This is a genomic window from Paenibacillus tundrae (assembly GCF_036884255.1).
Lineage (GTDB): Bacteria > Bacillota > Bacilli > Paenibacillales > Paenibacillaceae > Paenibacillus.
The window spans coordinates 4,385,802-4,406,000 of sequence record NZ_CP145605.1 but is presented as its reverse complement, the minus strand read 5'-3'; the positions used below and the strand labels follow the sequence as shown (position 1 = coordinate 4,406,000).

The window sequence follows — 20,199 nt, the reverse complement described above, 5'->3', positions numbered from 1 at the left end:
TTCTATCTTAACTTTAAATAAACTTATGCTGTAAGGTTATCAGACGAATTTGCAGGTTTGCGATAACCTATGCAGATTAATGCATCTATGAGATGCAAAAACGGTGCAAAGGAGCGCCTGACATGTTAGAACATCTAGGAAGTTTACCAGCCAGTTTGAACTCGCCAAGTTCGGGCGATCCCGCATCTGCTGCATCTCTTCATAACGAGCATGCGCTCTGGATGCAGCAAGTGGATATCACACCTTTTGATTTTTCATATTTGGGGAGCCTGCTACAACAGGCTTTTGCCGATTGGCAGCAACAACGCAGCCCCGCACAAGACCATGCAGCGATGAAATTTAATGTATGGAATACTGAAGGCGTTAAGGTGGGAGATCCATATGAGGATGCCGTAAGTATGGATGTGAGTCTCACCGTATTAAGATGTCTGGAAACGGGACAAGAACAAACCCTGCGTAGCAGTGATCAACATGGTCAGTTTCATTTGCTTGCCCTTCCTCTCTATTCTAGAAGCAATAAGGATATGTTCGCTGTATTCACTGCATTGGTCTACGAACCTAATCCATATGAAACGTCAGAAGCCTTGGTTCGATCTGAGGCATCACATTATCGGACTTGTTTTTACCGCAGGTTTGAATACATATTCATGACGGATCTATTGCATGCTCATGAGCAAACGGCACGAGAAGAACATCGGAGATCAATACTTTTCCAGATTGTTCAACGGATGCACGACAACATGGATGTGGATACGATATTGGATGAAGTGTTTGGTAGTATGGATTATTTGTATCCAACGATGCGAATTACGCTTTTTATGTCTCAGGATCAGAATAGCTCTAACGCCCGGATCAAGCCTTTATTGGTTCATGAACGAGGCGAGGATATCTGTGTACGTTCTTTTATGGAAGGACGACTGATTGTTGCTCGATCGATCGATGGGGAGAATAGAATTACTGAGGTGGGGCTACCTCTCAAAGGTAAACAGGGCATTTATGGTGTGTTTTACATTGAAATGAATGATGAGCTCATGGAGGAGTCGGATCTGCAATTGATTACGATGATGGCAGATACGGCGGGAACAGCCTTCGAGAATGCGAAATTGCATGAACAATCCAATATGCTTATCCAGGAACTTCGTCTAATTAACGATTTGACACAACGTTTGAATAAAAGTCTTCAACTGATGGAAATTTTTCAATTTGCTGAACAAGAGATGCTTGGTATATTCCAAGCTGAATCATGCTGTATCCTCCAGTTGAATGATAGTACCAACCAATTTGAAGTGATGTCCTCTAACGTTCATCAGCTACGGCGCCAATCATATCCGAACAATTACGGTATTGCCGGTGCGTTGTATCAGTCGGAAGAGCCGCTTATTATGTCTAACTATCGTCAACATGCTTCATTTCCTTCTCAATTTATGGAGCAAACGAAATCGTTATCTCTGATTGCGTCACCAGTTTGGGTGAACGGTGAAGTGAAATGTGTAATCATGCTCGGGCATACTCAGGAGCAATTTTTCTCTTACGATAATTATCGTTTGTTGCAGATGTTAGTGATTCATATGGGACTTGCGCTGACCAATGCAACGCTCCATGCCGAAGTACGACGTTTGGCCAATCTGGACATGCTGACAGGTTTATATGTTCGTCATTATCTAGATAACGTTATTCATGAACGGCAGGCGCATGAGTTCTGTGGTTCTCTCATTGTGGTTGACATCGATCAATTCAAGCAAGTGAATGATACATTTGGACACCAAACCGGGGATCAGGTGCTTAAGCAGGTAAGTGACATCGTTGTCAGTTCAGTTCGTCCAGAGGATATATGTGCCCGATGGGGCGGTGAAGAGCTGGCGATTTATATGCCTCAATTGGGGATACGACAGGCTCTTGAATATGCCGAGACGATACGTCTCCGGGTGTCGGAAGAGACAAGGCCATCGGTGACTGTCTCAAGCGGTATCGCGGAGTGGAGCTGGATGGATGAAAAGGTGAGTGTTGAGTCGCTGTTTTATCGTGCAGATATGGCTCTCTACCAAGCTAAGCACGGAGGACGTAACCGTATCGTATTAGAAGAACAAGAAGTTACACGTTAAGGGAGAACAATTCCGAAGTCGGAGTCGTTCTCTCTTTTTTTATGCGAACAGATTGTGGGTCACACAGTATAAGTCATTAACGGAGGGGTAGCCTATGGAGAACGTTTGACAAAAAAGGTGGGGGTAGCCATGGTTAGTTATCGGAATATACGCGTAATGTTACTGATTTTGAGTTTGATACTGATCTGCACACCAGGTTGCGGATTTATACAGAAAGATCAAACGCCAGAGGAGATTTTTTCGCTTGCTTTATCCGGACTTGCTGGCAAGGAGAAGCTCAGTTTTGAGGGTCAGGCAGGACTGCGGCGTGAGAGCAACGGCGTGTTTGAGAACCAATTCAAATTTGCAGGCAAATTGGAAGATCATAACCGTCTGACTTTGCAGACCCGGCTTCCCGGCGTAACCACTTCCGGAGGTACACAGATGAGCGCAACCTCTGTGCTTCCTGCCGAGCAACCTGGGGGTTTCAGTGCATCCTTTCAGCGGAGGAAGGGGCAATGGATGGCTTTGTCTAATGATCAGGAGCCTTTACGTGGGGCGCTGTCTCGTTATAACCCGATTTCACAGCTAGAGAATATTGACCGTATGAATAAAACGATTAAATCGGAATACGGCGGAGGACGACGCACACAGATTCTGCGTATTGAGCTTAAGCCTGAGGATGCCAAGGCATGGGCTACGACACAGTTGGATGCTGAGATGAGTGCTATGCGAGAGGAGTACATGCGGAAGGCAAAAGCAATCGGAGGCACGAACCAGGCGAAGCTTGAGCAGGAGCTGGAACGTGTATGGGAGCAGGGGGAGGTAACGATGGATAAGATGATGAAGCAAGCTAGTGTGCAGACCGTGTACCATCTTACCGTCGATCGCAAAACCAGCTTGCCTCTTCGGCTCTCATCTGAAAGTCAGGTTAGCTATCGGGATATGAATAATAAAAAGAATACAGAAGCTCTCGTTACAGATGTAAACTTTGGAGCTTATGAGTAGACAAGGGAGTTTGCTACAGCTTCAAAAGCAGCAGTTATGCTGAAATTATGCTCAAAGTCAGAAACCTTTTCTTAGGCGTACCGGGGGGCATTAAGAGAAAGTGACGCAGTGGTGCGGAAAAAGCGGTTAAAGAAGCTCTTCAGTGTGATGTAAGACAAGCCCTAGTTACGGGTTGCTTGCTGACGGGATCACGGTAGCGTGCTACAATAGTATCGTAATTTACCGTTGTTCAATTATGAATGACACATGACAGGAGGATTATACAAGATGAAAGATCCAAGAATTCAGAAGCTTGCCGCTAACTTGGTCGGTTACTCTGTAGATGTACAACCAGGCGAGAACGTTCTGGTCGAAATGATCGGAAGCGAGCGTGACTTAATCAACGCTGTGGTTGAGGAAGTAGGGAAAAAGGGCGGTAACGTATTTGTGCAGTTGACTGACCGAACGGTACAACGTGCAATGCTCAAGAATGCAACGGAAGAAATGATGAAAACATGGGCAGAAATTGATCTGAACCGGATGAAACAAATGGATTGTTACATCGGGATTCGTGCGGGCGAGAACGTCAACGATCTGTCCGATGTACCTGAAGAGAAGATGAAAATGTATAATTCATTATATTCTCATCCTGTACATAGCGAGCAGCGTGTGAAGCATACCAAATGGGTTGTATTGCGTTACCCGAATGCAAGTATGGCACAACTCGCGAATACGAGTACAGAGGCATTTGAAGACTTCTACTTTGATGTATGTAACCTTGATTATGCCAAAATGGATAAAGCGCAAGATGCATTGGCTAACCTAATGAACCGTACGGATAAAGTTCGGATTACAGGCCCTGGAACAGACCTCAGCTTCTCCATCAAGGATATCGGTGCTGTGAAGTGCTCTGGTCAAAAAAATATTCCAGACGGGGAAGTGTATAGTGCTCCTGTACGGGATTCCGTTAATGGAACGATCAGCTATAACGCGGCAACACTGTATAATGGTGTTACGTTTGAGAATATTAAGTTCACGTTCAAAGACGGCAAAATTGTTGAGGCGACAAGCAATGATACAGAGCGCCTGAATGATATTTTGGATTCGGATGATGGTGCACGTCATATTGGTGAATTCGCCATTGGATTCAATCCGTACATTCTTCACCCCATGAAAGATATCTTGTTTGATGAAAAAATTGCGGGTAGCTTGCATTTCACACCAGGGCAGGCATATGAAGAAACAGATAATGGAAACCGCTCATCCATTCACTGGGATCTGGTATTGATTCAACGTCCAGATTACGGCGGTGGAGAGATTTATTTTGACGATGTACTGATCCGGAAAGACGGTATTTTCGTTATTCCTGAGCTGGAATGCCTGAATCCAGACCGTTTGAAGTAGCATCAGTATTTTGCTGTTGCTAGGAAAGCGGATTCACGGTATCATGTAGTGGTAATTAATAGATGATACCAAAAGTGAAAAGACGGAGGGATTCCTATGTCGAGTAATAACGCGGCTGTAGTGGAAATTGCTCAAACAGCAGGCAAGTTTACTTCTTCAATCGTGCTTCATTCAGACAACAAGTATATCGATGTGAAAAGTATCTTGGGATTGTTTACAACACTGATCAGCACTCATAGCTATGAATTGCATGTTCATGGTCCAGATGCCGATGAGGCCAAAGCAGCCATGTCTGATGTGTTTGCTAAGCATGGACTGAATGTAAAGATCGCATCGGAGTAATGGTTATGAGAAGCACCTTCGCCAGTGGTGGCGAGGGTGCTTCTTTTGTATACTGAGCTGAATCACACAAAAAGCCCCTTGCGCTGTATCTGAAATAAGCACTCCCAAAGACACTCACTTTGTTCGGATATTTTGGTCAGGTTCTTGTATTACCTACTGATTTCGTCTAATATTAGAGATAGAACGTCTTTACGCGATTTTTGGGACATAGGGGGGAAAAATGCATGACTTCATCTGATCTGCAGGACCAGCTGAATTTGAAAGCGATCAGTCTTCTTCAAGAAGATGCAGATAAAATACAGAAGCTTATTGAAGTACAGATGGAGAATCTGGCTACCCGCTACTGCCCTCTCTATGAGGAAGTATTGGATACACAGATGTATGGGTTCTCCAAAGAAGTTGATTTTGCTGTTCGTGCAGGTCTCCTTCCAGAAGGTGCTGGTAAGCAGATGGTTAGCGCGCTTGAGCGGAATCTGGCGATTCTATATGAAGCCTTGAACAAAAAGAATGAGCAATAGCCTGCATATGCGCGGGTCAGAATAGAAGGCATGCAGGTTATTGCATGCTTTTTTTGTGTGCTCTTTTGGAATTTCTTCTCGCTAATGTGTGCAGTTACAGCACGTAGCACGTAGTCCTCTGCTCAGCTTGATGCCAAGGGTAGTTAACTAACCGCAGCCTGAGAGCGGAAGGGAACTTCTGTGTGAACGGATGTAAAAAAGGTAGCCTGGGTGAAAACATCACCTAGCTACCTTTTTTATGTGCTTTATTTTATACCAGAAAGAATGACACCCCAAGGATGATATAGACCACAAGTAACAGCAAGCCTTCATACCAGTTCGTTGAACCATCCTGCGTGATCGACTTGGCAATAAACACGGATACACCGATCGCGACAAGTTCAATGGTGGTAAATACAATATCCATTGTTCTGCCTGTGAAGTAGCTGACAAAAATCAGCACAGGTGCAACAAATAATGCAATTTGCAAGCTACTGCCGACCGCAATCTCTACTGCGGCACCGATTTTATTTTTCATCGCTAACATAATGGCTGCACTGTGTTCCGCTGCATTACCAATGATAGCAACAAGGAACGCACCGACAAATAGCTCACTCAGTCCGAATCGCTCTGTAAATACTTCAAGCGTGCCAACTAGCCACTCACTGACAAAGGCCACCATAACCGTTGCCAATACGAGATACAGGATTGCTTTTTTCTTCGACCATTCAGGTGCATGTTCATGTGGAAGTTCTTCATCCTCGTCTACCGTGACATCGGCAAGATACTTCTTATGTGTGACCATAGAGAACAGCAACCAAGCAATGTAGGCCACAATCAACAGTCCCGCAACAATAAGACTGAGTGTATTTGTGTCTTGTTGAGTGATAGAATGGGTGTTAAGGAACACGGCGGGAATGAATAAAGCGATGATAGCTACAATCATCAAGGAGCCGTTTAGGCCTGCAAGCGAAACATTGTAATTCTGGATTTTGAACTTGAGTCCACCTGCGAAAATGCTCAGTCCTAGAACAAGTAACAGGTTTCCGATAATGGAGCCCGTCAGACTGGCTTTGACCATGTCGAACAGTCCTTCTTTAACGAGGAAGATCGCAATAATCAGCTCGGCAGCATTGCCGAAGGTAGCATTCAAAAACCCACCCAGCCGCTGTCCGGCATAGTGGGCAACATTTTCAGTAGCTTTGCCTAAAAAACCAGCGACAAAAATAACCGAAATGGCTGAAATCACAAACTGTAGAATCGAATCCCATTTCATGTAGTGGGCAATCGCGCTGAGTGCAAAAGTAACAATCAGCAGAATGGATGAAATCCGGTTTCTCACAAACACACACCTCGGTTACATATTATTTGGTTTGCAACACGTGATCACATGTTGGTCATCATAATCATTCGAATCATGCCATATCTTGTGAAAAGGTGACGAAATGATTATGAGATTATTTTCATATTTCAATATAACCAAATCATAGTAGGTTGTAAACGCAACTTTTTGAGTTTAATTTGCTTTTTGGGGTGGAAAGGATTTAAAATACGATTAACGAAGTGAAGGAGGATGTGGCATGGCAGAACAACTTCAACTAGATGGCGGTAACATCCGGATTGCTGACGACGTGGTGGCGAAAATTGCCGGAATGGCTGCGCTTGAGACACCGGGGATTGCCGCAATGTCTGGAGGATTGTCAGAGGGCTGGGCCAAACGTCTCAGCGGTAAAAACGTACAGAAAGGCGTGGGCGTTGAGGTCGGCCAGCTGGAAACAGCCATTGATCTGCGCATCATCGTCCTGTACGAGACACCGATTCATGAAGTTTCCCGCATGCTTCAGCAGAATGTGAGAGAAGCGGTAGAGACCATGACGGGATTACGAGTTGTCGAAGTTAATGTGAAGGTAGAAGGTGTATCTTTCAAAGGCGACGACGTATAAGCTGATCGGCTTCCAGCGTAGAGTGTTTATCCGAAGAGCTTCCGCTCACGAAGTGAAACTCAACAAAAAAGACTTCCTATCCATAATGGATGGGAAGTCTTTTTTTACGTTCTTTGATTATCGAATACGACGGATCGCTTCTCTTGAACGAAGGGCAGGAGAGGTTCGAGTCTGTACGGTTACGGACTTTGTTCTCTCTTCCTTGATGACGTCCAGATTATTGGTGCGTGAAATACTGAGCACGATGCCCATGGCGACCATCATAACGAAAAGTGACGTACCTCCATAACTGATGAACGGAAGCGTGACCCCTGTTACAGGTATGGTCTGAGTAACACCGCCAATGTTAATAAAGGCTTGGATGGCGATGAGTCCCATAATTCCAATGCCGACCAATGTACCAAATGGATCGGGACAACGAAGAGACACAATGATGCCTCGCCAGATAAAGTAGAGATAGACAAGTAGGAACAAGGTACTTCCTAAGAATCCAAGCTCTTCACCAATAACGGAGAAGATAAAATCGTTATATGCATTGGGCAGGTAATGTAATTTAATTGTACCTTGTCCAACTCCTGAACCCGTAATTCCGCCATCTCCAATCGCTACAAGGGAGCGATAGAGGTTAAGGCTTCCATCGGTAGGGTCAGAGAGCGGGTTAAGGAATGCCTGAATCCGTCCGATCTTATAGTTCGTCTTGGCTTCTGTTACCGTACTTGTCGCATCATCTGGCGAAGACATAGAGGAGAACAAGGCGTTGGCTCCAAAAGCCAGCGCCCCTCCTAAGACAACGAGCAGAATTGAACCCATAATATGCTTCATGCTTGCACCGCCTGCGTAGATCACCAAACCACACGTGGAGACGAGAATGAAGCACGTACCGAAGTCAGGCTGCAGCATAATGAGTCCGGCAACGAAACCTACAATGATAAGAACAGGAAAATAACCAGTTTTAAGATCTCTAAAGCGTTCGCCTTTCTTGGTGATTAGCGCAGCGAGATACAAAATAATGGCGATTTTGGCGAATTCGGCTGGTTGAACACTAAAACCAAAAATATGAATCCAGCTTCGAGCACCGTTGAGCACCTTACCCGTAATGAGAACAAGCAGTAGCATGACGGTCGTGAAGAGAAAAAAAGGCGCATACAGCTTCTTGTACTTATTAAAACGAATATTCATAGCAAAGAACATACCAACTACACCAATGAGCGCCCACATAAGTTGTTTTTTCGTGAAGAACAGGGGATCATTGTTGAAGCGTTCGCTTGCAATTGCAATACTGGAACTGGAGCTGAATACCATTACCAGTCCAAAGCCCACCAACAATAAAGTGAGGATTAGCAGTTGGAAATCCGGCGTGCCTCTCTTCGTTTTCGTTTGGGCTGTTTGTTGTTTCATCGCTCAGCCCAACCTAAGCTTCCAGCAGTTCTTTGAGCTGCTGTAATTTTTGAGCGGCCAGCTTCACGACTGGCTGTGGAACGGTAGTGTCATAATCCAGACCATGCGGGAAAGTCGCTTTTCCAAGATAGACTGCTTCTACAGAAAGAACAGAATCTGGTTTCTCAAGCTTGCCATCCACAACACGGGTATTAATACGTACAAAGTATTCCGATTTAGTAAGTTCATCTTCAATTTTGTAGTCATATGTAGCACGGTAATACTCCCATTGCCACCGGACAAATCCGACTTTCTCGGCGCTCTCATCCAGGTATGCCAAGTCGCTTTTCAAGCCGTCTAAGCCTGTATTCTCAAATATCATAAGCGTTTGATCCTCCTCATAAGCTTCCGAGTATAATTTCTCGTTGTTTCTCTAGTTTATGATAGTATGTTTCCCCTTCCCGTGCAAGCTTTCAAGGGCTTGTTCATATCGGTTTTCTTCCAATTCTGCTACAATATACTGCAATAGGTTTGAAGTGAGAGGTTCGGGCTTGATGAAAGTACCGATCGAGAGCGAAAGGATGAGGAAATATGACAAATAATATATGGTGGGATGATCTGCAAATCCATATGGTGGAGTGGCGCCGTCATCTTCATCGCAATCCTGAAGTTTCCTTTCATGAGGAGAAGACCTCATCTTTTGTAGCAGATATGCTGGAGAGCTTTGGCGTGGAAGTGAAGCGTCATGTGGGGGGGCATGGAGTTATCGGTACGATCCGCGGAGATCAGCCAGGTCCTGTAGTCATGCTTCGAGCTGATATGGACGCTTTGCCTATCCAAGACGAGAAGGATATAGAATATGCTTCTAGAAAAGATGGAGCCATGCACGCATGTGGTCATGATGGACACGTTTCGATTCTGCTAGGAACAGCATTGTATTTCAGTCGTAATAAGGCTGCAATTAAAGGAGAGATTCGTTTTCTGTTCCAACCAGCAGAAGAGCTATTGCCTGGCGGAGCAGTTCACGTCATTGCCGACGGTGGGCTTGATGGCGTAGATGTCATCTATGGAATTCATCTGTGGACACCTCTACCTGTAGGTGTTGCCGCGAGTACGGCGGGATCAATGATGGCCGCGGCGGATGATTTCTATATTGAGATCACAGGCAAAGGTGGTCATGGGGGGATGCCGCAGTCGACTGTAGACAGCTTGGTGGCAGGATCAGCACTGGTGATGCAATTACAGACGGTAGTTAGTCGTTCCGTCGATCCATTGCGACCGGCGGTGCTGACAATTGGTACAATGCAAGCTGGAGCTGCACAGAACGTTATTGCGGAATCCTGTAAAATGAGTGGCACGGTCAGAACGTTTGATGAAGAGACCCGATCGGGGATGAAAGAACGCATTCACACCATGGTGGCTCAGACGGGTGCAGCCTATGGAGCTAAGACGGATATCAAATATATCATGGGTTACCCGCCAGTTGTTAATGATGAGCGGGAAACAGAACGGTTCTTCCAAGAAGCGGTGCATGTATTTGGCTCACAAAATGTACAAGCTTCACCAATGATCATGCCTGCAGAGGATTTTGCTTATTATTTACAGCAGATTCCTGGCTGCTTTATGTTTGTTGGTGCAGGCAATCCAGATAAAGGCGCAATCTATCCGCACCATCATCCGAAGTTTGACTTTGATGAAGATGCGATGCAGCATGCAGTTAAGCTGTTTATTGCGATGGCGACAGGTTATACGGCTGAATTATAGAGGTTGTTCATAAAGTCCACCGTCCTTTTTGAACACGCACTTATAGAATGATTAACCAACTCATTGGGCATCCTTAAACATAGGATGCTCTTTTTTTATTTGAGATCTAGATCGGTAGTAGGTTCATAAGGTTCATTTTCGGAGCTTACCGGGACTGGGCTTTTTGTCATGCATGTGATACCCATTCAGCAACGAACAGAACAGCAGTTAGGAGGCGTGTGTAATGGAAATTTCAGGTGCCTGTATTGTCCAACGGGATTTTACCCTATTACTTGAGGTAGGTCATCCCCAATTTGAACAAGCTAGATCACAGATCGGCATGTATGCTGAACTCATTAAAACCCCGGCTGGCTTCCATACGTATCGGATGACTTCCTTATCCCTGTGGAATGCTGCGGCCATTGGTTGGAATGCGGATCGCATTATCCATAGCTTGGAGTCTATTTCACGTTGGACTGTGCCTTCAGCGCTGATACAAGATATTCGGAGAATAGTTGAGCAGTATGGCAGGCTGAAGCTGCACTGGGATCAAGATCAGGAGAATATGCGTCTAGTTGGAGACCATGAGCAGCTGTTGAATGAATTATCCATGATGAAAACAGTTGCGGCCTTTCGAATGGAACGTGCTGCACCTGAGGAATTCATCGTGCGAGGAGAACAGCGTGGGTTGTTGAAGCAGGAACTCACTCGCCTAGGCTATCCGGTTCTTGATTATGCAGGCTATCGTCAAGGAACACAGCTTCATTTTGGCTGGAAGAAGACAGACGACGATGATGCGTTTGAGCTGCGTCCCTATCAGCAAAGAGCGATAGAAGCATTCGAGGGTAGCGAAGGGATGGGTGGAAGTGGGTTGCTGGTATTACCTTGCGGGGCAGGCAAAACGGTTATTGGTATGGGGGTATTAGAACGACTTCAATGTGAATGTCTTATTTTGACCTCGAACACAACATCGGTACGACAATGGATCGAAGAATTACAGCGCAAGACAACGATTACTGGAGAACTCATCGGCGAATACTCAGGTCAGAAAAAGCAGGTGAGGCCAATCACTGTGGCAACGTATCAGATTCTAACTCATCGAAAGTCCAAGGACGCTGATTTTACCCATATCAAACTGCTTAGTGAACGGAAATGGGGATTGATCATCTATGACGAGGTTCATCTGCTTCCAGCACCTGTATTCCGAGCGACAGCGGATATTCAAGCTACTCGAAGATTGGGATTGACGGCAACATTGGTTCGAGAAGATGGCTGTGAGCAAGATGTTTTTTCGCTGATTGGCCCTAAATTGTACGACATGCCTTGGAAGGAGCTAGAGCAGCAGGGCTGGATTGCAGATGTGAAATGTCAGGAAATACGGATTCCGTTACCTCCTGAACTCAAATTGACCTATCTGGAGGCAGAAGGGAAGCACAAGTTTCGCCTAGCTGCTGAGAATCCGGCTAAATTAGATGTGATTAGAAGGCTTTTAGATCATCATCAAGGTCTTCCGGCACTCGTCATTGGGCAGTATTTAGATCAACTGGAGACCATTGCCCGGGAAATTGAGGCTCCTCTCGTATCTGGTGCAATGTCACAACAAGAACGAGTGAAATGGTTTGCTGCATTCCGGCGCGGCGAGATTCAAACGATTGTTGTCTCTAAGGTAGCGAACTTCGCTGTTGACCTGCCTGATGCTGCTGTTGCCTTGGAAATATCGGGTAGTTACGGTTCAAGGCAAGAAGAAGCACAGCGTTTGGGACGAATTCTAAGACCTAAGCCAGGAGATAATAAAGCATATTTTTATGCGCTTGTATCCGAGGACAGCAAGGAACAAGAGTTTGCATTGCGGCGGCAGATGTTTTTGGTGGAGCAGGGTTATGAATATGCGATTGTTCGTGAAAGGAGTGCACTAACCAATGCGGAATCATAACACACAACAAGTGCAATGGAGTACAGAGCTCCTATCATCCGCGGAGCAAATTGTACTAAGTACTCTTTTTCGGCAGCATGCTGCAGCCTTTTTCTCTCCGAAGTTTTCTTCCGCAGTGTGGGTAACAGAAGGATTGAGTGGTGCCGAAGCCAGAATGGCTCTAATCGGTCTTAGGCAGAAGGGTTGGATCAAAACGACTCGCAAAACCTGGGGGGAGCATCTGTACTATATTCCTAATGTCCTGCTTCCCCAATTGACTGAAGTTTTTGCCATTAAAGTTGGTGCTGGAAATACACATGATGGGTCAGTAGGTGAACAGCATGTTGAGCGATCTGAAATGATAACAAAGGGTCACATACAGGTGCTTTATGAGGCCGAAGTGGATATTGCTGCTGAACTTCTTCATCTTATGGCATGGATCATACATGAGGGCTTGCCATTAACCAGTAAAGGTACAATACATAAAAAATCGATTCGACAATTATGTAACATAACTGCGTTAAACGAAAGTCATTTTCAAGCATTGCATATTCGTTATGATGATCCAGAGGTATATCCTGTTCATATCGCCATCGTACTGGATTTGCTTTTGCATTTAGGTTTGCTTGAAAAGAGTGATAAACACGTGTTCATATCCAATGAACAGTTGCAAGCCTGGATTAATCGATCTTGGTCATCTATGTATTGTGAAATTTATAACATTTGCGCAAAACGTTACGGAATGTCCGAACCATATGCTCAGCATTTTCGATCTCGATTGCTCATACTTGCACCCGCAATGAATGAGTGGTTTCCTATAAGACCTTTGCTTCCGTGGAGTGACGAGCTACAGGTCGAAGAACAAGATCTATTGAGATGCGAGAATTCCAATCCAAAGAGTTTATCGTCTCTCCATGTTGTTCAAAGCTGGTTACGAGCTCTTGTAGGCTTGGGGTTCGGCGAAGTAGGTCATGATGCGACAGGTGAAGCGGTTTATCGTTGGTTAGTTCCGCCGACCGATTTATGCTGCTCGGTTCATCCGCTACATGATAAAAGATTAGAAGAAGAGAAATCGGGACTGTTTATACAGCCTGATTTTGAGATTTTGCTTCCCCCCGAAGCACCTCCGCATGTCCGCTGGAGACTTGCGCTATGTGCTGAGCTTGTGACTCGTGATCGAATGAGTATTTACCGGCTTACAAAGGAATCGGTAATGAAAGCGGTAAGGATTGGCTTTCCGCTGGATCAGATCGTTCTTTTCTTGAATAATCATGCCATGACTGGCATTCCAGAACATGTGCACTTGGCGCTGCAGCAATGGGGACAAGTGCCGGAAGAACATTTAGCTAAACCGATTAACTCAAGTGACTCCACTTTAGAAGTGGCACACCAGGGTGATGAATCAGCCGTCAATCTAAATGTACGAAGTCAGGGAATTATACACACAGCAGATAAAACTTACGAGGAAGAAGATGAACCATATGTGATCACAGAACGAGATAACCTATGGCCTGGCTATAAGGATATTCCGGAAATGTGGCACAGAGAATGGAGGAAGTACCACCTATCAACCGCTCGGCAAATTGCCTCCAAGGCGATTGAATGGCAGACAAAGCTAGAGCTGAAACGAAATGAAGATATAGTCTATATCATACCGGATCGGATTGAGGGTCACGGTGACTGGACATTATCGGGTTGGGTGACTTTCAGTAGGGGAGAGAATGTCTTTGAGCGACAGGTGCTCTCTCCAAGAGACTGGGGTAACATACGGTTAATTGTTCCTGAGCATGAATGAAGTGACGCCTAGTATGGGGCAAGAGTGAGGTAGATCACATCAATAGACCTTGACCAGCTTAACCCTCTGCGTTACCTTGTTTTCTATTTGCAGGAAAAACGCTTCTTAACTAATCGGGGATATGCTATGATAATGTAATCTACCTTACGTAGAACTTTATATATAGATAGGATGAATTTCATGAGCGTAGCGGAATTGAACACGGTCGATATGGCCCAAGTGTTAACGGGCGCATATGAATTAGGCGACATGATTAACCAATCTGCCGAAGTATCGGATTATTTATATTGGAAACAGCAAGTTGAGACGAACCCGGAGATTCAAGCCGGTATACGCAAGCTGAATGCCAAGAAAGAGCTATTCGAGGAAACCCAGCGCTTTGGACATTTTCATCCAGACTTCCATGCAGCCAAGGATCAGGTTACAGCGTTGGAACTAGAATTAGAGGGTTTTGAGGCAGTGGCGCGTTTCAAGCAGGCTGAGAAAGCCCTGGACGACATGCTGCATCAGATGTCTGAGACGATTGCTTATGCTGTGTCTACTACGATTAAAGTTCCAAGCAATGATCCGAATCCCAAAGGTGGTTGCGGAAGCGGCGGGAAGTGCAGTTGCGGTTAAAGTGACGTTTGATTTAATCCATTAGGCCGGACTGCGTGAGCATCCGGTCTCCATGATCGAAAGGCGGGGGAAGAAGATGTTTGCGGAAAGGACAGGATTCATTATTTGGGTAAGTGATTTGAAAGCGGCTCGTAATTTAGAAAAGTATGGCACTGTTCATTACATCTCCCGTCGTATGCATTATGTTGTGATGTATGTTAATGCAGAACGTGCTGAAGATACGATGAAAAATGTGAAACGACTTTCCTATGTGCGCAAAATTGAACGTTCCTATCGGAATGAGATCAAAACGGAGTACGCAAGTAAAACGATGGACAAGACAAGTTATTACGGCATCTAAATATCAAAGTATGATCGCAAAACAAACGATTATCTATGATTCATGGTGCATCAAGTATATAGAGTGACTCCTCGGAGTCGCTCTTTTATTCAATTGACATCGTACATGTCTTATGAAAAAATCTTAACATATACCTTGAGCTTACGGGACTTATGTTGTAATATATTTGGTAATAAATAGATAGAAAGTCCTATCTGGTGGAGAGTGATTCCCATGCGTGATAAGGTGATGCAACGTTGGAGCACCTACGAGCCGTTTTTCGTAGCTCTTGGAGACAAAAAAGTGGCAGACATCGTCATTACCCATCATGCCAAGATGCGGTATGCAGATCGCATTGAGCCGACACGTAATGATGATGACCATATTGCGGCATGGTTATGGGAGTGTCTGAAGCAGGATCGTATTACACCATACTACCGTAATGAGCAGGATGTATACCTGATTGATGAAGATCTGGTTGTTGTTGCTGAATTTTCCGAACTTGAAGGAGAATATGATATTGCCGGCAATCCACTTCACAAAATGATTGTGGTTACGTTTCTGGGTCGTATGTCAGAGACCATTGAGCTACGTGATTTGAAATCGTATTATTCGTGGCTGAGACATTCAAGACGGATGACTCTAGTCAAGAACAGTCGCAAGCATAAGTGATATCGGGAGATCTCACATTTTCTTAAATGATAGATTCAGGCTACATGGCATGCAGACAAGCTGCATGCTTTTTTTGTTGGAATTCGCGAAATCGGATACAATGAGGTAAGTGTACAGAAGAGGGGCGAAGATATGAATTTTCATCAATTACACATTTTCTATACAGTTGCCGAAAAGGGAAGCTTCTCTGCGGCTGCTCAGGCGTTACATATGACTCAACCTGCGGTGACGATGCAGATTCAGTCGCTGGAGGATTACTTTGGCACCAAACTACTGCACCGTTCCACCAAAAAAATAGAATTATCTGAGGCGGGAATGACATTACTCCCTCATGCGAAACGAAGTGTTGAATTGGTTAGACACACAGATGAAGCGATGTCTGCATTCACACAAAAGCTCCAGGGGAGATTACAGCTCGGGGCTAGCTTGACGATTGGAGAGTATGTGTTGCCTCGAATGCTAGGACCTTTTGCTCGTCAATATCCCGATATTTCAATCGTAATGAAAGTCATGAATACAACACAAATCATGGATGAGATTCTGAAGCACCAGTTAAACTTTGGCTTGATTGAAGCGCCTATTCATCATCCGGATATGATCGTAGAGCCTGTGATGAAGGATGAGCTGAAGCTGATCGTTCCGGCGGGGCATGCCCTTGCTCAGCGAGGTGAGGTAGAGCTGGAAGAAGTAATGTCTTATCCATTTGTATTGCGGGAGAAGGGTTCGGGGACACGGCAAGTGATGGAAGATCAGCTGCAAAAAAGAAAAATAGATCCTCAGGACATGAACGTAGTCATGGAACTCGGCAGTACTGGTGCGGTAAAATCAGCCGTTGAGGCCGGTGTGGGCATAACGATGTTATCACCATCATCTGTTCAACACGAAATTGCGCTTGGTCTGGTTCATATCGTCGATATTCGTGGACTGGAATTCAAACGTCAATTCTATGCGATTCATCTCAAATCTTCGTTACTGCCCTTATCAGCGGTAGCTTTTCTAAACTATTTGCGGGAGCAGGAGCAGGTCGAGTTACAACAATAATTCAAGCCATATCGAAGGGAGTCGTTCTTGATGAATCAGCCTAACGGACGTTGCGATCTTCATACTCATAGCCAAGCTTCTGACGGGATGCAGTCACCCACGGCCAATGTGGAGCTTGCTAAACATAAAGGTTTGGCGGCAGTGGCGCTCACGGATCATGATACGGTAGCTGGTGTAGCTGAAGCACTACGTGCAGGGGAAGAACTCGGAATTAAGGTTGTAGCTGGCGTTGAAATTAGTACTCGTGCAGGTGGAAGAGACATTCACGTGCTTGGCTATTATGTAAATATTGAGGATAAGACGTTTCTGGAGCGCTTGCGAAACTTAAGGGAAGCGCGTGAGGAGCGCAATCATCGGATTATTGCCAAGCTGCAAGAGCTGGGACTCGCGATTAGCTGGCAGGAAGTAATTGAAGGACTTGGGCGTCCACTGGAGCCGGATGAGAGCATTGGCAGACCACATATGGCTGATGTACTAGTAAACAAAGGATATGCGACGGATATGCGAGATGCATTTGATCGTTATCTAGCAGAAGGAAAGCCGGGATTTGTGTCCGTTCCCCGGGTGGCTCCAGAGGAGGCGTGCCGATGGATTCGGGAGGCAGGCGGAGCCGCTGTTATAGCACATCCTGGTTTGTATGGGAATGACGAGCTTGTTCGAGAGATCATTCAGAACTCGAAACCCGACGGTATTGAGGTGTTCCACGCGGATCATGATTTGGCAGAGGAGCGCAAGTATGCTGACCTTGCTCTTGAATTTGGCTTGATTCAGACCGGAGGGTCGGATTATCACGGTGTGAGACAAGGTGTGGTTTTCCATGGGGATCTTGGCAGCAAGTCGGTCGCAGTTGACGTGTTGCAGAGCCTGCAAATAGCAGCGAGGCGCAATAGGGAGTCTTGATCGTTGGTTAGAGAAGAGAGCCTAAGAACAACGTAGAAATGATTTCTCTTTTCCGAAGATGGATAGTCAGGTTAAATAATCATTGTAGGCATGTGAACATGAGGGGGTAACCCATCGTGCTCACATGTTTTTTTTGAATTATAAAATTATGTGATTGAGTAATTCACCCATGCACCACGCGTTGCTCCAAGACGTTCGAATAATTGCTGCGCGCGTACATTGGTTTCTGCTGTGATCCAGGACATATAAGGGCACCCGTGTTCACGCGTATATTGCTGACACTGTTCGAATAATTTAGTTTCAACTTCGCTGTCTCGGAATGCTTCTACAACAAAAAGATCATTCATAATCGCTACACGTTCTGCTTTCATTGTGCTGTAGGTAAAATATAATGTGGAGAATCCAATCAGTTGATTATCTTGCTCCGCCACGAATTGAACCCCGATCTGATGATTGAGCAGGTTGTTGATCAAAAGGTGGATAGCTTCGTCACCAGGCCAAAGGTTGTTATAAAATCCTACTATATATTCATGCATGAGTGCAGTAAGTGGAATTAAATCCTCAGGTTGGGTAGTTCGAATAATAACAGTCATGTAATAACCCTCTTTTCGATAAGATAATAAAATATTAATTGAATTATAATACTGTTTGATGAATAAAAATTCAATACTGCATATCTGGGTTGATACGTAAGCCCGTCTATTCCCGAAAAATTAAAATCCCCTAACCATGGGATGGTCAGGGGATTAATTGTATTTGCACTCAATTTAGGATGAGTAATGATCTATCCATTTTTGATGGTGGAAGGCAGACTCTTGATCAGTTCCTCATTGGGTGTAACAAACAAGGTTTTCTGGTGATCATAGATGACAAAACCAGGTTTGGCACCACTTGGCTTACGCACATGGCGGATAAACGTGTAATCCACAGGTACGCTGCTGGACTCTTTGGCTTGACTGAAATAGGCTGCGAGCTGTGCGGCTTCTTCCAATGTAGCTTCGCCAAAGTCAGTGCTGCGGATGACAACATGTGATCCTGGGATGTCTTTTGTATGCAGCCACGTATCATTAGCGGATGCTAAGCGGTTCGTCACATATTCATTCTGCAAATTGTTCTTACCTACAAGAATATCAATCCCCTCTGAGGAGGTGAACTGATGTACAGTAGGACGATCATTTTTCTTTTTCTTTTTGCCCTTTTTGTTACGGTCACGAAGGTATCCCTGTTGCACAAGCTCATCTCGAATTTCTTCAATGTCGTTCATGGATGCGATGGATAGCTGTTGCAGCAGGTTGTCTAGATAAGCGATCTCGTCCTTCGTTTTTCCAAGCTGATCATGAATGACAGCTAGACTGTTCTTGTACTTGTTATACCGCTTGAAATAACGCTGAGCGTTATCGGACGGCGTAAGTAACGGGTCAAGCTGGATCGTAATGGTTGCTTGATCTTCATCATAGAAATTAACAAGCTGAGCTGTTTTGTCGCCTTTGTTAACCTGGTGCAGCGAGGCAAATAGAAGCTCTCCCCACAATCTGAACTTGTCCGCATCATCCGCTTCTAGTAGATCCTTATTCAGGTTATCCAACTTTTTGATATTTTTACTTCGTTCGTTTTGCAGGAAGCGGAGCAAGTCACTTACTCTTTGCTTCACGGTATCCCGTTCGGCTTTATCTCCGTAGTAATCTTCCATACATTTGCTGATCGTGTCATACGTTTTCTCGCCATCTTGAATGCTCTGAAGCTGAATGGCAGAGAAGATCATTTTGCCCTTGGCGTTCATGCCAGTGACAGGGGTGTAGACATTGTCCTTAACGAGTCCCATTACGGATTCAAAAGCATTCCATAGCGCTTCCGCCTCGATGCGGCCCTCACCCTCGGTTGAAGATAGCTTTTCGCTGTCAGCAGCAACGGCCCGAGCAGTAATCTCACCTGCAATTAGCGGACTTAGACCGCTAAACGCATTCACGAGCCAGCGTGAAGCATCCTCTTCGGCAGCGGTGTAGCTATTCTCGAACTCCGTTTTGCTAATTTCAAGCGGATTACTCTTATGTTGTTCTGGCGGTGCAGTATACGAGAAACCAGGCATGACTACCCGGTAACTGCTGATGGATGGAGTGACATGATGAATACCGTCTAGAATAGTTTCGGTGATAGGATCAAGCAAAATAATATTACTGTGCCTTCCCATAAGTTCAATGATGATGCGTTTTACCGAAACATCTCCCAATTCGTCGCGCTGCCGCACATCGATATGAATGATACGTTCCATGCCAATCTGCCGAATGTTCTCTATAATTGCCCCTTCACAATGTTTACGAAGCAACATACAGAACATCGGAGCTTCCGTGGGATTCAGGAACGTCTTTTCTGTATAATGCACGCGGGGATAGGTTGGACTTGCTGATACGAGCAGTTTACTGTTACCGCGCTGAGCACGCAGGGTGAGCACGACATCATGACCATTAGGCTGATGGATCTTACTGATACGTCCACCGATACAACCTTGTAGTTCATGAACAATGGCTCGGGTTACAATGCCGTCGAGTGCCATTTTCTCCACTTCCTCTC

At 45.2% G+C, this 20,199-nt stretch carries 19 protein-coding genes; 14 read left to right on the top strand and 5 right to left on the bottom strand.

The annotated features are described in order from the left end of the window. Positions 1-122 precede the first annotated feature (122 nt). The 5 genes from V6W81_RS19745 to V6W81_RS19725 all read left to right on the top strand — a co-directional run bounded on the left by V6W81_RS19745 (position 123) and on the right by V6W81_RS19725 (position 5,332). Positions 123-2,102: a sensor domain-containing diguanylate cyclase gene (locus V6W81_RS19745; RefSeq protein WP_338540134.1), complete on the top strand. Its 1,980-nt coding sequence runs from the start codon at positions 123-125 to the stop codon at positions 2,100-2,102. A gap of 129 nt (positions 2,103-2,231) precedes the next feature. Beyond that, entirely contained in the window at positions 2,232-3,089 is an 858-nt protein-coding gene (locus V6W81_RS19740; RefSeq protein ID WP_338540133.1) for a hypothetical protein, read from the top strand. A gap of 267 nt (positions 3,090-3,356) precedes the next feature. After that, positions 3,357-4,472, top strand: a complete 1,116-nt coding sequence (locus V6W81_RS19735; RefSeq protein ID WP_145045474.1) for an aminopeptidase — start codon at positions 3,357-3,359, stop codon at positions 4,470-4,472. A gap of 96 nt (positions 4,473-4,568) precedes the next feature. After that, positions 4,569-4,814: an HPr family phosphocarrier protein gene (locus V6W81_RS19730; RefSeq protein WP_145045472.1), complete on the top strand. Its 246-nt coding sequence runs from the start codon at positions 4,569-4,571 to the stop codon at positions 4,812-4,814. A 224-nt stretch (positions 4,815-5,038) separates the two neighbouring features. Further along, positions 5,039-5,332, top strand: coding sequence for a YlaN family protein (locus V6W81_RS19725; protein WP_056696331.1), 294 nt, complete (start codon positions 5,039-5,041; stop codon positions 5,330-5,332). 250 nt (positions 5,333-5,582) lie between these two features. Here the strand turns inward: V6W81_RS19725 and cax are convergent, their stop codons facing one another. Then, complete coding sequence (cax, locus tag V6W81_RS19720) at positions 5,583-6,653, bottom strand: calcium/proton exchanger (protein WP_145045470.1); 1,071 nt, start codon at positions 6,651-6,653, stop codon at positions 5,583-5,585. 238 nt (positions 6,654-6,891) lie between these two features. Here cax and V6W81_RS19715 point away from each other — a divergent pair, with 238 nt between their 5' ends. Next, positions 6,892-7,254, top strand: coding sequence for an Asp23/Gls24 family envelope stress response protein (locus V6W81_RS19715; protein WP_056696336.1), 363 nt, complete (start codon positions 6,892-6,894; stop codon positions 7,252-7,254). 117 nt (positions 7,255-7,371) lie between these two features. Here V6W81_RS19715 and ftsW read toward each other — a convergent pair whose 3' ends face one another. Together ftsW and V6W81_RS19705 are read right to left on the bottom strand one after the other, a co-directional pair. Next, positions 7,372-8,652 carry a putative lipid II flippase FtsW gene (gene ftsW, locus V6W81_RS19710; protein ID WP_056696338.1) on the bottom strand — a complete coding sequence of 427 codons (1,281 nt, stop codon included), beginning with the start codon at positions 8,650-8,652 and terminating at the stop codon, positions 7,372-7,374. A gap of 13 nt (positions 8,653-8,665) precedes the next feature. Then, complete coding sequence (locus V6W81_RS19705; protein ID WP_056696340.1) at positions 8,666-9,013, bottom strand: YugN family protein; 348 nt, start codon at positions 9,011-9,013, stop codon at positions 8,666-8,668. 209 nt (positions 9,014-9,222) lie between these two features. Between V6W81_RS19705 and V6W81_RS19700 the strand changes: the two genes are divergently transcribed. From V6W81_RS19700 to V6W81_RS19665, 8 genes are all read left to right on the top strand, one after another. Next, on the top strand, positions 9,223-10,395 hold the full coding sequence (locus V6W81_RS19700) for an amidohydrolase (RefSeq protein WP_338540132.1): 1,173 nt from the start codon (positions 9,223-9,225) through the stop codon (positions 10,393-10,395). Between the two features lie 223 nt (positions 10,396-10,618). Beyond that, positions 10,619-12,307, top strand: a complete 1,689-nt coding sequence (locus tag V6W81_RS19695) for a DNA repair helicase XPB (RefSeq protein WP_338540131.1) — start codon at positions 10,619-10,621, stop codon at positions 12,305-12,307. Next, positions 12,294-14,081: a helicase-associated domain-containing protein gene (locus V6W81_RS19690; protein WP_338540130.1), complete on the top strand. Its 1,788-nt coding sequence runs from the start codon at positions 12,294-12,296 to the stop codon at positions 14,079-14,081. Before V6W81_RS19695 ends, V6W81_RS19690 begins: the two co-directional genes overlap by 14 nt. 180 nt (positions 14,082-14,261) lie before the next feature. Then, on the top strand, positions 14,262-14,699 hold the full coding sequence (locus V6W81_RS19685) for a YlbF family regulator (protein ID WP_145045462.1): 438 nt from the start codon (positions 14,262-14,264) through the stop codon (positions 14,697-14,699). A gap of 76 nt (positions 14,700-14,775) precedes the next feature. After that, the gene (locus V6W81_RS19680) at positions 14,776-15,039 is read left to right on the top strand and encodes a YlbG family protein (RefSeq protein WP_056696929.1); all 264 of its coding nucleotides are present in this window, start codon (positions 14,776-14,778) and stop codon (positions 15,037-15,039) included. Positions 15,040-15,252: 213 nt separating this feature from the next. Next, entirely contained in the window at positions 15,253-15,690 is a 438-nt protein-coding gene (locus tag V6W81_RS19675) for a hypothetical protein (protein WP_056696348.1), read from the top strand. A 132-nt stretch (positions 15,691-15,822) separates the two neighbouring features. After that, the gene (locus tag V6W81_RS19670) at positions 15,823-16,731 is read left to right on the top strand and encodes a selenium metabolism-associated LysR family transcriptional regulator (protein WP_145045460.1); all 909 of its coding nucleotides are present in this window, start codon (positions 15,823-15,825) and stop codon (positions 16,729-16,731) included. Between the two features lie 30 nt (positions 16,732-16,761). Beyond that, positions 16,762-17,631 (top strand): PHP domain-containing protein, encoded by an 870-nt coding sequence (locus tag V6W81_RS19665; protein ID WP_338540129.1) that lies wholly within the window; start codon positions 16,762-16,764, stop codon positions 17,629-17,631. 146 nt (positions 17,632-17,777) lie between these two features. Here V6W81_RS19665 and V6W81_RS19660 read toward each other — a convergent pair whose 3' ends face one another. Continuing rightward, on the bottom strand, positions 17,778-18,224 hold the full coding sequence (locus V6W81_RS19660; RefSeq protein ID WP_338540128.1) for a GNAT family N-acetyltransferase: 447 nt from the start codon (positions 18,222-18,224) through the stop codon (positions 17,778-17,780). Positions 18,225-18,415: 191 nt separating this feature from the next. Further along, a complete protein-coding gene (locus tag V6W81_RS19655; protein ID WP_145045456.1) occupies positions 18,416-20,182 on the bottom strand; it encodes an Rqc2 family fibronectin-binding protein in 1,767 nt (588 codons plus the stop codon). Between the last annotated feature and the right edge of the window lie 17 nt (positions 20,183-20,199).

Coding starts and splice junctions, on each gene's coding strand:
- V6W81_RS19735 (WP_145045474.1), top strand. CDS start 3,357: ATGAAAGATCCAAGAATTCAGAAGCTTGCCGCTAACTTGGTCGGTTAC.
- V6W81_RS19705 (WP_056696340.1), bottom strand. CDS start 9,013: ATGATATTTGAGAATACAGGCTTAGACGGCTTGAAAAGCGACTTGGCA.
- V6W81_RS19685 (WP_145045462.1), top strand. CDS start 14,262: ATGAGCGTAGCGGAATTGAACACGGTCGATATGGCCCAAGTGTTAACG.
- V6W81_RS19665 (WP_338540129.1), top strand. CDS start 16,762: ATGAATCAGCCTAACGGACGTTGCGATCTTCATACTCATAGCCAAGCT.
- V6W81_RS19740 (WP_338540133.1), top strand. CDS start 2,232: ATGGTTAGTTATCGGAATATACGCGTAATGTTACTGATTTTGAGTTTG.
- V6W81_RS19715 (WP_056696336.1), top strand. CDS start 6,892: ATGGCAGAACAACTTCAACTAGATGGCGGTAACATCCGGATTGCTGAC.
- V6W81_RS19745 (WP_338540134.1), top strand. CDS start 123: ATGTTAGAACATCTAGGAAGTTTACCAGCCAGTTTGAACTCGCCAAGT.
- V6W81_RS19670 (WP_145045460.1), top strand. CDS start 15,823: ATGAATTTTCATCAATTACACATTTTCTATACAGTTGCCGAAAAGGGA.
- V6W81_RS19655 (WP_145045456.1), bottom strand. CDS start 20,182: ATGGCACTCGACGGCATTGTAACCCGAGCCATTGTTCATGAACTACAA.
- V6W81_RS19660 (WP_338540128.1), bottom strand. CDS start 18,224: ATGACTGTTATTATTCGAACTACCCAACCTGAGGATTTAATTCCACTT.
- V6W81_RS19700 (WP_338540132.1), top strand. CDS start 9,223: ATGACAAATAATATATGGTGGGATGATCTGCAAATCCATATGGTGGAG.
- V6W81_RS19675 (WP_056696348.1), top strand. CDS start 15,253: ATGCGTGATAAGGTGATGCAACGTTGGAGCACCTACGAGCCGTTTTTC.
- ftsW (WP_056696338.1), bottom strand. CDS start 8,652: ATGAAACAACAAACAGCCCAAACGAAAACGAAGAGAGGCACGCCGGAT.
- V6W81_RS19680 (WP_056696929.1), top strand. CDS start 14,776: ATGTTTGCGGAAAGGACAGGATTCATTATTTGGGTAAGTGATTTGAAA.
- V6W81_RS19690 (WP_338540130.1), top strand. CDS start 12,294: ATGCGGAATCATAACACACAACAAGTGCAATGGAGTACAGAGCTCCTA.
- V6W81_RS19725 (WP_056696331.1), top strand. CDS start 5,039: ATGACTTCATCTGATCTGCAGGACCAGCTGAATTTGAAAGCGATCAGT.
- V6W81_RS19730 (WP_145045472.1), top strand. CDS start 4,569: ATGTCGAGTAATAACGCGGCTGTAGTGGAAATTGCTCAAACAGCAGGC.
- V6W81_RS19695 (WP_338540131.1), top strand. CDS start 10,619: ATGGAAATTTCAGGTGCCTGTATTGTCCAACGGGATTTTACCCTATTA.